The organism is Lysobacter oculi (genome assembly GCF_003293695.1).
GTDB lineage: Bacteria > Pseudomonadota > Gammaproteobacteria > Xanthomonadales > Xanthomonadaceae > Solilutibacter > Solilutibacter oculi.
The window spans coordinates 1743422-1757334 of the sequence record NZ_CP029556.1; the positions used below are offsets into that span (position 1 = coordinate 1743422).

Consider the following 13913-nt stretch of genomic DNA (forward strand, 5'->3'; position numbering starts at 1 on the left):
TCATCAGAAAGCGGGAGCGCGATGCCACTCCCAAGCCGTAGCAACGATATCGTCGATCCTGACGTAGCGTGGCTGCCAACCCAGATCGCTGCGCGCGCGTTCGGAGGCAGCGACGAGGACCGGGGGATCCCCGGGCCGTCTCCTGTCGTATCGCACGGGCACCTGCACACCAGTCACGCGGCTCACGCTTTCGATGACCTCCAGCACCGAATAGCCCTGCCCACTCCCGAGGTTGAAGACGTGCGATCCCTCGTTTGCGTGCATGTGGTCGATGGCGCGCAGATGTGCGTCGGCCAAGTCGTCCACATGCACGAAATCACGGATGCAGGTGCCATCACGCGTTTCGTAGTCGCTGCCGAACACGCTTACGGGTGTGCCCTGCTCGAGCGCTGCCCGCATCACGTTCGGGATCAGATGCGTCTCGGGCTGGTGTGACTCCCCGATCCGGTGTCGTGGCGAAGCTCCTGCGGCATTGAAGTAGCGCAGGCTCACCGATCGCATTCCGTGCGCTTCGGCGGCGTCGGCCAGGATGCGTTCGACGAAAAGTTTGCTTGTGCCGTAGGGATTGATGGGCTTGCACGGATGCGCTTCATCGATCAGATCGCTGCATGGGATTCCATACACCGCGGCTGTGGAGGAGAAGACGAGCTTCCCAACGCCTGCATCCCTCATCGCCGACAGCAGATTGAGCGTCGCAGCCGTGTTGTTGCGATAGTATTTCAACGGATCGCGCACGGACTCGCCCACGAGCGAACTTGCACAGAAATGCATGACGGCATCGAAGCGCCGCTCCGCCAGCAGCTTCGTCATCGCGGCCTCGTCGGCGATGTCGCCCACGATCAGCTCAATGCCCGACACGGACTCAGCGTGACCGGTCGACAGGTTGTCCAGCACAACGAGATCATGGCCCGCATCGACCAAGGCATTGCTCATGTGGCTGCCAATGTAGCCAGCACCGCCGCAAACGAGGATATTCATCCGTTGCTCAGGCATGAGCCGCCCCCTTGACTTCCAAAGCCTCCTGCAGCATCTGAGCTACCACATCCCTCCGCGAAGAACGCTTCGGCATGCAAAGCAGATTGATGAAACCGCCGTTTGCGGGCGAGAGTTCCGCTTCCATCCGCTCGAACAGCCTGTCCAGATCCAGTGTCCGGAGATGGCCGTTGCCCTCGGACACTTCGTAGAGTTCGTATTCCCAAGCCAGCAGTTGGTCGAGAATCCGTTTCGGCTCTTCCCCGCTTTCCGTCAAGCCGAAAGGCCAGAACTCCAGGACCATGACCGGGCGCCAACCAGCCTCGATGTGGCGCCGAGCCCCGCGCAAAACCCTGCCTTCCGAGCCCTGCGTGTCCGACTTCAGGATGTCGGGCAGCCGGCATGCGCGGGAGTCCAGAAAGTCGTCAAGGCACACCGTCTCCACATGACCCGACGGCAAGCCACGCTCGCCGTCATCGAAGATGCGGTGATCCCCCAGATTGGTGTCGCTGCGGAAAAGTGCAGCAACACCCGCCTGTTCGGCGACCGCGCAGCGATGGACATCGACGACCGAATGCACATCGTTCAACGCCAGATTCATGTCCAGCAACTGTGCATTTGCATGGTCTGGCTCGAATGCATCCACCCGGCCGTGCTCGCCCAAGCATTTTGCGAACAGCACGGAATACCAACCGATGTTTGCCCCGAGGTCCAGCACGTGGTCACCGGGCAAGCAAAGCCTGCGCAGCAACTCGGTTTCCAATGGCTCCCAGGTTCCGTCGCGGATTATGTCTCCGCTGACATACTGATCAGGCACCGCGTGCACCGCGAGCGGATAGGGCTCCATGCCGGCCGGGTGAACGATCCGGGTCACGGCATGCGTTGATCCGCTTCCTGCAACCGCCTGTGCCAGCCACTTAAGTGATGCCTTGTGCCCTTTGGACTGGTCGATCAGCCAGTAGCGAGGCGGCTGGTAAAGCTCTTGAAGCGGATACTGCACAAAGCAGTCGGCAATGTCGTGGCGCGCGAAAAATGCATTCGTACCGGAAATGTTGCAACACACCGGAACGAATCCAGGAGCAAGCGCATCCACCCACGCCTGCAGAGATGCGCCGAAATAGTCGTCGTCCTCCCGAATGTGCGCGGGGCCGTATTGGACAGCGAGCGCAAGCGGAGGCCGGAACTTCGCGTTGTATCCAAGACACAGGATCTTCGGAGAGATGTGCTCGAGCATCGCCAGGACCACGGCGAGGTCGTTGCCGTCGATGTCCAGCGACATCACGTCGATATCGCGGGTGCTGAGGAACCGGCTGCATCGAATCGCCAGCTTGCCGGCATTCGACGTATCCACCATCAACGGGAGCGCCAGCAGGTTCGCGGATGTCTGCCCGATTGCGGAGCTGATGCGTTCGATGCGAGCGGTGTCGCCATCCACCCAGATGCCACGGTAGCCGTCGAGCAGGAGCTGATGGGTGTTGCTCTGCAAGCCGTCGGCACACCCCACCTCGATGCAGGTCTTGCCGATCCCAACGCGTCCTTCAATGCGACGCAAGCATTCGGCAATGATTCCATCCTCGTCGCAGCGGGAATAGGATGTCCAGCCGTTGAGAATCGGGTTTTCGGGCATGTGTTCCCGTATCTCGCCGAGGATCCGGGCCCGTTCGAACGCCAGGTGCGTCATGTCCGCCTCAGTCGATGGCGCGCATTTTTGCATCGTAATCGATGTGTACCACGCCCCACAGATCGCGCTGCTCCTTGTCTTCCGGATAGAGAATCGAGAAGCGGGAGCCGCCGGCGCAGTAATCTATGACCTCGGCGATGAGCGTCTGGGCATTGGTTCTGGGATCTATCGTCAATACCGCGATGCCGGCCGCCACGCCGTATTCCCCGGGACACAGCGGATTGCGGAACCTGAAATCGATCACGTGGGGTTGATCCAGCGGCGCATCCGAGGCGAATGCGTCCTGGAACATGGGGTTCATGTGAACCAGTTGGCGGCCCGTTCGATCCGTGATGCCGACATTGAGAACGGCCCTTGTTGCCAGCTCCTTTCTTGCGTGGAAGAAGACGCGGATCGTGGTTTCCTCGCCGAAATCGAGCGTGTCGGTTTCTTCGCCGCGGGAATTGATGACTTCGATGTCGTCGATGCGGATCTCGCCGCTGCCGGTGCGCAGAGGCGCGACCCGGTCTTCGAACGCCTTAATGCGCGCGGCGTCCCGCTTGCTCACCGGTCCCGACACGTGTGGATAGGATGTCGATGCTTCGACGGCTTCGGAATGTGGCTCAAGGCCTGCGCGCACCATCCTGCTGAAGATGGCGCTCTGGTAGGCAGCGCCTACATCGCTCGCGCTTCCTTTCATGCGCACGCGACCATTTTCAAGCCAGATGGCCGTCTCGCACAGCGAACGGATGGCATCCGCGGCATGGGTGACGTAGAGGAAGGTGGTCCCTCCGTCCAGCAGCGCCTTGATCTTGTGGAGGCATTTGTTCTGGAAATAGGCGTCGCCGACACTCAGCGCCTCGTCGACGATGAGGATGTCGGGCTTGACGTAGACCGCGCACGCAAAGCCCAATCGCATAGACATGCCGCTGCTGTAGACCTTGAGCGGATGGTCGATTGCATCGCCCAACTCGCTGAAGGCGATGATCTCCGGGACTGCACGCTCCGTCTCCGCGGCAGCCAATCCATGCAGCATGCAGAACTGCAGGATGTTTTCCCGACCGCTCAGATTGGGGTTGAAGCCGGCACCCAGCTCCAGCAGCGCAGAAACACGCCCGTTGACTTTGACCGAACCTTCGGTAGGCGAAAGCACGCCTGCAATCACCTTGAGCAGCGTGCTCTTCCCGCTGCCGTTTTCACCGATGATTCCCAGCCGCCCGCCCACCGGCAGCTGCAGGCTGATGTCGTCGAGTGCCCTCACCTCCCGCGAGTAAGCCTTTCCATCCGCGACGATCAGTTCCTTGAGGCGATCGAACGGCCTGGCGTAGGAGTGGTAGACCTTGGTCAGCGACTGGATGTCGAGTGCAAGGGGATTGGATGCATTCATTGCGTGCTTCCTGGCAATCAGAGGACGTCGGCGAAACCGCGATTGAGCCTGCGGAACACTGGCACGCCGATCGCCAGCGCCAGGACGGCCACGCCACAGTAAATGGCCACGCTGTTCCATTCGACAGGTCTGCCGAACAGTGCGAAACGCACCGATTCCGCCATGTGGGTGAAGGGGTTGAGATGCAGGATGAGTGTCTTGACCCACTGCGGCGCCTCGTTCATCACCAGTGTCGCCGGATAAAGGATGGGCGTCAGCCAGAACGTGATGTTGAGGGTGATCGGTACCACCTGCTCCAGGTCAGGCACGTAGGCCGACAGCGCACCCACGAGATAAGCCACACCTACCGCGAACACGACGGTTGCAAGCCACAGCAGGAAGAATATTGCAACCCCGGAAAGACCCGGCGAAACACCATTGGCCAACATCAGGCCCGCCACGACCAGCAGGACGATGAACTGGCCCAGGAACGCGGCACCCAACGGCACCAATGGCAGGATCCACGAAGGGAATGCGATCTTGTTGATCAGGAACGCGTGTTCACGCAACACGCCCGTGCTGCGCGCCACCACTTCCTGGAAGAACATCCACAGACTAAAGGGCGCGAAGTAGAACAACGCGAACGGAACGTCGCCGTATCTGTCGCCCATCTGTCCGCGCATCAGCACCGAAAAGACGACGACGAATACCAGCGCGTTGATCAAGGGCACGGCCAAGTGCCAGAACAGGCCTGCGTAGGAAGTCGCGTAACGGTTGCGAAGATCGCGCGACATCATCGACATGGCCAGCTTCAGACCATTGCCGAGGCCCATGTTCCTGTTGGAGCTCATCATGCAGTCCTTGTGTGTGATCTCGTTGCGGGCATCGCCATCACGCCTTCGATGGCAGAGATGAAGCGGCACGATACCGACTCCTCCCTGAACTCATCACTGTATTCGGCGGTATCGCGCGCATAGGCTTGATACCCGGCCTGCTTCCATGATGTCGAGGCCGAATCGGCAAGCATTTCCGACAGCGCACGACCCAGCGCAGCCACGTCTCCGGTCGCAACCGTGCGCGATTGCCCTCGTCCGATGTAGGCCAGATTCGAATTGTCGTAGGTCAGCACGCGACAGCCCGCACTGATGGCTTCGACCACGGGTACGCAGAAGCCTTCGTGATAGCTCGGCAACAGGAACAGGTCGGCATCGGACAGCAACGCCCGCTTGCGCACTTCATCCGCGTTGCCATGGACCTGCAAACGCGCCCTGTCCGCGTACTGCCGTCGCCAACGATCGGCGGTCGCCTCGATCTGGTCAATCACGCGAGTGTCGGAAAAAAGCGTGTTGCCGACCAGATCGAAGCGCAGACACAGCCCCGCATTTTCCTGCAGCGCGGCTTCGATGGCGGCCAGGGCATCGGGGAGGCCCTTCGATTTCACGAAACGTCCGATGAAGAGGATGCGCTGCACGTCATCCGTCACCGACGGTTTCGAAACCGGGGCACCCACGGGATCAACGGCCAGCGGAAGCACTTGGGCAGGCGTCTCGATGCCATGTCCGTCCAAGACGTCCTGGTTCACTTGGCTCACGCAGAAGACCTTGTCGCTGAAGCTGATGTTGTGCATCTGCCGCAGGGATTTCTCGATCAGTGCGCGGCTTTCTTCGGCCACCATGGCCGCAGGCGTGATGTTGTGGAACACCACCACGCGTTTCGCACGGGAGGGCACCAGCATCAATGCGTCGAAAAGTGGATAGAAGATGCCGAAATGAAACACGACCAGATCGCTCTCCCGGAAGTGCGGGTCAACGGTGATCTCCCACACGTTGTCCACCTTCGAGAAAGGCGTTTCCTCGAAATCGCAGGCATAGCCGAAGAAACGCACGTCGTGCCCCGCAGCTTCGAGCATGCGCATTTCGTTTCGGATGCTGGCGGAAATCGCATCGTTGCGGACGCAGATCCCGGACACGTAGGATATTTTCATCGCTCAACGCCAGGTGCAACCCGCGACTTCATCATTGCGCGCCTGTACATGGGCAAGCTTCCCAAGGCCATCTGCCGGTCGGTAAACGTCTTGAGAAAATGCTGCCTGCCTGCGCGCCCCATTTTCTCGCGCAGCTTGGCATCCCGGAGCAGTGATTTGAGCGCATCCGCAAGTGCCTGCGAATCGTCCGCCGGAACGGTGAATCCGGTTTCCTGATGCTTGATGATTTCCGGCATGCCGCCTGCGCACGTGCCTATCACCGGCTTCTCCACGCGCATCGCTTCCAGAAATACCAGACCGAAGGATTCGAATCGGCTCGGGGCCACGAAAATGTCACAGTCGGCATAGGCATCCAGCAGGCCCTGCGCGCTTACGCGGCCAGCGAACGAAACCTTCTTTTTCAGCGAATCCGGGGCATGAGCGTCGAAGTCGGCACGGTACGTGCCTCCACAGTCCTTGACCAAGGTGTCGTCACCAACCACATCGAGTTGAAACGCGACCCCCTGCCGCTCCAGATGAGTTGCAGCTTCGAGCAGGACGTCGATCCCTTTCCGCGCCTCCAGCCGACCCACGAAGAGCACCTTCGGCGGAGCCGACTCCTTGCGCCTTGACGGATTCTTTCCGCGCTGGACATCGGGCATTCCCAGCGGCAGGAGGCTGACGTTTTCATCGTCGAACTTGAAATCGTACCGATGCTCGATCTCCTGTCGGATGGCGGCGCTGATTGATCGCACCATGTCCGCGCCCTGCATCACGTACTGCTCCAGAGCGAGCATCGGTCTGCCAAACGAGTTCATCCAGTTTTCGTCGTCCCGCTGGGTCTGATGGGTATCCAGCCAGAAACTCAAAGTGGTCTGCAGACTGACGACCAGCGGCCAGCGTTTCTCGACGATGAAAGCGATGCCTTCGCAATCCCATATCGGCGCCTCCACCACATCGATCTCGCGATGCGTGGCGATACGCCGCGCCTCGACGAGCGCTGTGGCCGACCAATTCCAGATGTGCTGCGGAACACCGAGGCGTGCCGCTTCGGGGGGAAGCTCGTGTTCTGCCACCAGCATCCGATGGACCCAGACCCCGTTCTCGAAATCAACACGGTTGATGTCGCTGCTCTGCGTGATCACATGGACGAAGTTGCCCTCGGCGGCCAGGGCTTCTGCCAGATCTTTCATGAAGGTCGCAACGCCGCCACCGTGCTCCGGTGGAAAGTCCTTTGAAACCAGCACTACATTGAGCGGTTCGCTGGACAGCCGTGTCCTGAACGGATTGAACTCCCCTGCCCAGCGCTCAAGCTTCTCCGCCGTGATGTACTCATGTTCTCCTGACATTCCCCGCACCATGCCCCGGTCCCAGGCCCTGCGGTTCTCGTCGGCAAAAACCTCGAGGTGATCAGGCTCCAGCCGTCCGCCTTCCACGTGGAAGCGGATGTCGTTTTCACGGGCCTTGGAGAAGGCAAGATTGTCCTCCATGATGGCCTGCAGCGACTCATGGCCACGGCCATGTTTCAAGGCAAAGTAGATCTTGTTCTTGATCACCGGATAGTTGTATTTGGTCACCCGGTTGTTGTCGCGCATGTGGCTGGGCGCGAACTTGTGATGCACGTATGCGTCCGGCAGCTGGCGGATCACGTAACCTGCGTCGATGAGCCTGCAGCAAAGCTCCGTCTCATCGAGGTAGTACTCGATTTCCTCATCGAAGCCGCCAACCTCGAGCAGTGCGGAGCGGCGGAACGATGCATTGGTTCCTTGCAGATAGGGGAACTCCCAGCTTCCAGGGAAGCAAAGCTGTTCCGCGCTTTTCGTCGCGTGCCAATTCGCGTTGGCCAGGCGGTTGCCGGTACTGTATTCGTACTGGTAGGTATACCCCGTCTGGTCGTAGACGAGTCCGCCGGCCCCTGCAATGTCGGGATGATCGTAGGCGCGCGCCAATTGATGCAGCCACTCCGGCTCCGGAATCGCGTCATCGTCGATGAAGGCGACGATGTCACCCTGCGCCATGCAGATTCCGATGTTGCGAGAGACGGACAAGTTGGCAACAGGGCACCGGCCCCAGCGGATTTTCCCGCCCCAGCTTTCGACGACTTCCTGGCTGTTGTCGGTGCTTGGCCCATTGACCACGACGACCTCGAAATCTCCTTCGTATTCCAGCCACTGGAAACTGGACAAGGTATTGCCGAGGAGGTGCCCACGATTGAGGGTATTGATCACGATGGAGAAACTAAGCATCAGCAATCCTCCGCTTCTTTTTCGCCAGCAACGTCACAAAACTTGAAAACATGCGAAGGGCGCTCGGATCGATATGCACATCAAGCTTTCTGACGGACGATATGATTTCGTCCACCTGCTCTCCAAAACCCTTTTCGCGCAGACCTGAAATGGCATATATCCAAGCAAGCGTATCGCCAAGGTCGCCGACTGACTCGATTCGCTGGATGTCGAACGCAGAAAAAAGGCGCTCGAGTCCCCATGGCGTTGTGTTGAAAAAATGAAATGGCACGGCATGCAGGGGCTGCATGAAGGCCGATTCGCAGAACACGGTGCCCCCGGGGCTCATGCAACGGTGGATCTCCGCAACTGCCGCGTACGGGTCGTAGAGATGCTCGACCACGGCTTGGCTCAACACTAGATCGAATGCGTCGTCCGCGAACGGAAGCGCATGGCCATCCCCGGACACATCGGGAGCAGCGAAATGCGAGTATTCGAAATTGACGACATTGGGTGAAGGATATGCCCTGTCTCCACTACCGCAATCAAGAACCCACTCATCAGATCGAACTCGAGCCATAAGGCTGCCAAATTCGGCTGGATAAGGATTGCCTCTGTTCTGTGGCATCATCGCCACAGAAGGTGCACCGCTGGTCGCAAGCACCACATCGGGTGACCCAAGCCACACCTGGTCTGCAAGCGCTTTCGGATTCCGTTTGCCGGTGTAGCGAATCTCCAGGCGTCCGCCACCGCTGCCTGTATTCACCGGATACCACAGTCGCATCGACCCCGCTTCTTCATGCAGGTCCAAGGTAGCGAGAAGCCGATCATCAAGCCGGATTTCAGCCTCCCCCGACCATGGGTGTTTCACGAACTGCAGGCCTACGCCTATTGCGTCCGGAGGCACATCCAGCGTGGCAATGCAGGCGTTTGGGCCGATTGCGCCCACAGTCTTCGCCTCGGCGTCGTGCTGCCAATTGCCGGTCAGCTGAAAAGCGTCCTCCACTCCAAGGCTATGCACCTTGATGCACTCACGCCCACTCAACACACCAAGCGCGCGTTTGAATTCATATCCCGGGGGGAATCCATTGAAGAAGTATTTGAAGTTTGCCACTTGCCCGCAATCGGTGCGGCAATTTGCGCAGTGCAGCACGCAGGAAAAAAGCCTGCCGGCAACCCTCGTTGCAAGGCTCGTCGTCAGTTGTCCGTTGCAGGCAGGACAACGAACGATGGTTTCAAGCCATCCGAGTTTTTCAATGATGTCCATCGGATCAGCGGACCGCGAATACAGTTCTGAAATAGATCGCCTGGAAATCGTGGCTGCGCGGATTTTTTCTCTCCGAAGCGCGGATCGAAATGTGGCCACCTTCCGACAACCACTCACCCGGAATCTCGACGCGCACGCATCCCGCAAAATGGTTGTAGAGATCCACTTCCACTTCACGCCTCCCCACTGAAACCGTTGCAATGCCGCTCCATGGGTGCGCCCAAAGGATCAGGTTTGCTCGAACGGCGGCATCGGGAACCAACACCCTTATTTCCCCCTTGCCGCGCGCATCCACCATGATGCCGTTGATGCTTCCGTACAAGCTCAACTCTTCCTTTTCCCCAACAACCTGCGCTTGGCCGATCTCGGCAAAAACATGTCTGCACACAGCGGGGAGCGCACGCTCATCTCGCTCGACAACGGCTATAAGCGCACTTGCGTCATCGAAGTCCATGTCGGCCTCAGCCCACTGCCGTGCAACCTCATTTGACGTGGCGCCATCCAGATCGGGATGGATCGTGCTGTTGAACGACATGGTTTCACGCACCTTGAACCGCTTGCCCAGGGCATCCAGGAACTTCTGGGCGGTCATCAATGCCACATGCTCGATTCCCATAGCCCATTTCAAGCCCAGGGCGCGATAGGCGAATGGCGTGGCATTGGGAGTGGTGAATATGGCGATACCCCCGATCTTCAGCACGCGCTGAACTTCTCCGAGAAATGATTCCGTGTCTTCTATATGCTCGATGCATTCGCCGGCAAAGAAAATGTCGACACTCTGATCAGGCAACCCCAATTCATATCCGCTGCTCTGGTGGAACTGCACTTTCTTCCCTGCAAGCTGCGCATCCTTTTCAGCCAGGGCTTGCGAACATGACAGGGCATACCTGGACACGTCAAAGCCATGCAGCTCCTTGGCACTCTTCAATTTCGGGTAAATGCATCCGATAGCCCACGAGCCGATACCGTAGTCGACCACCGTGGCATTCTCGATGTCCGGAAGAGATATGCCAGCAAGCAGATCCATCCTCCTGAAATGCCCGGCTTCCTCCAGAGGAGAAAGGCTCTTGTAGATGTATCCGCCCTCCCCTGCACTTCTGAACGCATCTTCGTAGTACTCTTCAATCACGTTTGTCATGCCCCGCCTCCTGCTGTGGCCTCGATTTCGAACTCGAAGCACTGTCCATTCTTCCGGCCCTTTTCGACAATCCGAATGTCACTGAAACCCATTTCCACCAGCAGCGCGTGCAGGCTGTCGGGCGTGAACATGTTGAAGTGGAAATCCCCCGCGTAATCCTGTCCGCCGAAGGTAACCTCACGCAGATGTTCGTAGGAATAGTCCCCGGCGACGTAGGCATGGATCATCGCCTCCGCATCGGGAACGACGGCGCTGAAGCGCCCCCCCGGCTTCAGCAGCGAGCGCCAGTACGGGATCAGTTTGCGCTTGAGTTGCTCTTCGGGGAAATGCTCGAGCATGTGTGCCGAATGGATCGCCGAAACCTCGCCTTCGGAAAAGGGCAGGTCATTGACTTCGGCCACCACGTCGACCCCGGGAAGATGCCGCAGGTCGACGTTGATGTAGCCGGGCAAGGGCAGGTGTCCGCAACCGAGATTGAGGCGGACATCACCCTGTTCACGCGCGGCATTCACCAGCACGTGGTTGATGACGCTGGCTTGGACGGAGCCTGATGCGATGGAGCCTTTAGCAGACGACATGGGATCCCGGTCGCCGTAGCGGATCTCGAACATGAGTTCACGCCGAATGAACTCCACCCGGTCTCGCAGCCAGGCCAGGCCCTCGTTCGCATTGACCAGGCCATCGGCCATCCATTCGCGCGAAACGGCATATGCGGACAACAAGCTGTCGGCATAGCTGCGGACATCGTTCATCCCCTGCGCCAGCGCAGCTTCAGACCGGGACGCACGGGATTCGACATCGATGCGCAGCTCGGCAACCTGCTGCTCCAGCGGTGAGCTGAAGGCGCTGTCAGTGGACTCACGGCGATCTGGGACAAGCCACTGGGCAACCTGCGCGTCCAGCTCTGCAAGCCTGCCTTCGAAAACCTGCTGGGAATGGCGGACTTCCTCCAGCGTGGCGGCTTGCGAAGCGATCAATCCATCCTTGGCGCGGACCTCATCGGAATTGCGCTCCGCCATGGATCTGATGTCGACCATGTCCGAGGTGATGCTGGATACGGAAGCCTCAACCGCAGACTGCAGGTTGGCAAGTGTTTCCACAAACGATTTCCTGGATTGCGCCGCGTCCTGCATCTGCAATGCCTGGCTTGCGCGCAGGTCGGCACAGGCGGCTTCAAGCCTCGCAGAAAGCTCCGCCAGCCTGAGTTCCAGTTGCTCGTCTCTCTTGCGCAACTCGACCATGCGCGCTTCGAGACGACTGTCCAGGTCTTCCCGCAGACGTTCCATGCCGGCCGGGCTCTCGTCATTGCCGCCATCGGGAAGCTCTTCGTTGTTCAAACCAATTCGTCCTGCATGTTCGACAGCCGCTTGAGGCGGTGATGGATTTCCCGCAACGCAACCGGCACGGAACGGACCAGGTTCTCGCGATCGTGATCGGTGGCAATCTGCCGATGATTGAGCTCGCTCAGGGTTTCAAGAAGGTTCGGCAGATGCTGCGTCTCGTAAACATGCAGACGTGTCTGGAAATCATCCAGCCGCTGCTGGAAAGCATCCAGTCGCGCTTCCGCAGCCTGCACGCGGCCACCGGTCACGGTATGCGTGCGCAACTCGGGCAAATGCTGGCATTCAAGAACAACCTGAGCATGCTTGAGCTGATTGAGTGCACCTTGCATCCCGTCCAGAGACGACTGCACGTGTCTGCCGTGCGTCGCCATGTCCATGACTTCGGGCAGTCGATATATGCCCACCAGAATCCGTATGAAGCGCCCAACGACGGGCCATTGGCCCATCGATTTCACCATTCCCATGTGATACCCCCTATTGCCTTCCGTAGACGTCTTCAAGCCTGACGATATCGTCTTCTCCGAGGTAGTGCCCCGACTGGACCTCAATCAGCTCGACCAGCTCCGCACCCGTATTGCGCAGACGATGAACGCTTCCCAGCGGTATGTAGGTGCTTTCATTCTCGCGCAGCTCGAACACCTTGTCATCGCAGGTCACTTCCGCCACGCCGGACACGACGATCCAGTGTTCCGCGCGCTTGTGATGCTTCTGCAGGCTGAGCGCGGCGCCGGGCTTCACCACGATGCGTTTCACCTGAAAACGCTCGCCCATGTCGAGCGAGTCGTAGTTGCCCCAGGGACGGTAGACCTTGCGATGGAACAGATGCTCCTGACGACCGGCTCGCTTGAGCTCATCGACGATTGTCTTGACATCCTGGACGCGATCCTTCCGCGCGACCAAGGTCGCATCGGGCGTATCCACGATCACCAGATCATCGACTCCGATGGTGGCGATCATCCTGCGGTCGCTGGCGCGCACAAGGCAGTCGCGGCTGTCGACGGTGATGACATCGCCCTCATGGAAGTTGCCGCTCGAATCGCGCTCGGCCACTGCCCAGAGCGACGACCACGAGCCGATGTCGCTCCAGCCACAGCTGACCGGAACGACGGCCGCGTGGTCGGTCTTCTCCATCACCGCATAGTCGACGGAGTCCGATGGAGAGGACTCGAACGCCGCGCGGTCTAGGCGGGTGAAATCGAGATCCGAAGCCGCCTCATCAAAGGCGATGGCCACTGCATCGGCCATCGCCGGCGCCAGTCGTTCGAGTTCCGCGATGTAGCGATCGGCGCGAAACAGGAACATGCCGGAGTTCCACGCATACCCGCCCTCATCCAGATACGCCCTGGCGCGTTCGACATCCGGCTTCTCGACGAACTGCCGGATCCTGAAGCCGCCATCCAACGGCTCGCCCGACTGGATGTACCCATATCCCGTCTCGGGTGCGTTCGGCTCGATTCCGAAAGTGACCAGCCAGCCCGCTTCGGCCAGGGGCAAGCCGCGCTTCACTGCTGCGCGGAATGCGGATTCGTCCTGTATCAGGTGATCGGCGGGCATGATCAGCATCACGCCATCAGCGTCAGTCGCCAGCACATGATGCGCAGCCACGGCGATGGCAGGGGCGGTATTGCGCGCGATCGGCTCAAGCAGGATGCCACCGCTCTCTTGGCCTATCTTGGCAAGCTGCTCACCTACCATGAACCGGTGTTCTTCGCTGCAGACGGTGATGGCCGGAGCGGTACTTTCCAGGCGCCCGGCACGCAATACCGTTTCCTGATAGAGGGAATGATCGCCCATGAGAGTCAGGAACTGCTTGGGCTGATTGTGCCGCGACAATGGCCAAAGCCGCGAGCCGCTGCCGCCGCTCAAGATGACAGGATGAAGCATACGGTGCCTGACTCGGATACTGGATCGGGATAATTCTACCCTTTTGTTACCACGGTCTTACATTCACGTGAAAACCAAATCCCAGGGCGGTTGAG

At 59.4% G+C, this 13913-nt stretch carries 11 protein-coding genes; all 11 read right to left on the reverse strand.

Going from position 1 to position 13913, the window contains the following annotated elements:
* Window positions 1–3: 3 nt before the first annotated feature.
* Complete coding sequence (galE, locus tag DCD74_RS08425) at window positions 4–978, reverse strand: UDP-glucose 4-epimerase GalE (protein WP_112926922.1); 975 nt, start codon at window positions 976–978, stop codon at window positions 4–6.
* Window positions 979–985: 7 nt separating this feature from the next.
* Window positions 986–2653, reverse strand: coding sequence for an FkbM family methyltransferase (locus DCD74_RS08430; RefSeq protein ID WP_162615951.1), 1668 nt, complete (start codon window positions 2651–2653; stop codon window positions 986–988).
* A gap of 7 nt (window positions 2654–2660) precedes the next feature.
* Window positions 2661–4019 (reverse strand): ABC transporter ATP-binding protein, encoded by a 1359-nt coding sequence (locus tag DCD74_RS08435; RefSeq protein ID WP_162615952.1) that lies wholly within the window; start codon window positions 4017–4019, stop codon window positions 2661–2663.
* 17 nt (window positions 4020–4036) lie between these two features.
* Entirely contained in the window at window positions 4037–4849 is an 813-nt protein-coding gene (locus DCD74_RS08440; protein ID WP_162615953.1) for an ABC transporter permease, read from the reverse strand.
* Entirely contained in the window at window positions 4849–5982 is a 1134-nt protein-coding gene (locus tag DCD74_RS08445) for a glycosyltransferase family 4 protein (protein ID WP_112926926.1), read from the reverse strand. Before DCD74_RS08445 ends, DCD74_RS08440 begins: the two co-directional genes overlap by 1 nt.
* Complete coding sequence (locus DCD74_RS08450) at window positions 5979–8207, reverse strand: glycosyltransferase (protein ID WP_112926927.1); 2229 nt, start codon at window positions 8205–8207, stop codon at window positions 5979–5981. The genes DCD74_RS08445 and DCD74_RS08450 overlap by 4 nt, the downstream gene beginning before the upstream one ends.
* Window positions 8200–9453, reverse strand: a complete 1254-nt coding sequence (locus DCD74_RS08455; protein ID WP_112926928.1) for a class I SAM-dependent methyltransferase — start codon at window positions 9451–9453, stop codon at window positions 8200–8202. The genes DCD74_RS08450 and DCD74_RS08455 overlap by 8 nt, the downstream gene beginning before the upstream one ends.
* Window positions 9454–9457: 4 nt before the next feature.
* Window positions 9458–10591, reverse strand: coding sequence for a class I SAM-dependent methyltransferase (locus DCD74_RS08460; protein WP_112926929.1), 1134 nt, complete (start codon window positions 10589–10591; stop codon window positions 9458–9460).
* The gene (locus DCD74_RS08465) at window positions 10588–11928 is read right to left on the reverse strand and encodes a class I SAM-dependent methyltransferase (protein ID WP_112926930.1); all 1341 of its coding nucleotides are present in this window, start codon (window positions 11926–11928) and stop codon (window positions 10588–10590) included. The genes DCD74_RS08460 and DCD74_RS08465 overlap by 4 nt, the downstream gene beginning before the upstream one ends.
* Entirely contained in the window at window positions 11925–12311 is a 387-nt protein-coding gene (locus DCD74_RS08470) for a hypothetical protein (RefSeq protein WP_217424247.1), read from the reverse strand. The genes DCD74_RS08465 and DCD74_RS08470 overlap by 4 nt, the downstream gene beginning before the upstream one ends.
* Before the next feature lie 97 nt (window positions 12312–12408).
* On the reverse strand, window positions 12409–13818 hold the full coding sequence (locus tag DCD74_RS08475) for a mannose-1-phosphate guanylyltransferase/mannose-6-phosphate isomerase (protein ID WP_112926932.1): 1410 nt from the start codon (window positions 13816–13818) through the stop codon (window positions 12409–12411).
* Window positions 13819–13913 lie beyond the last annotated feature (95 nt).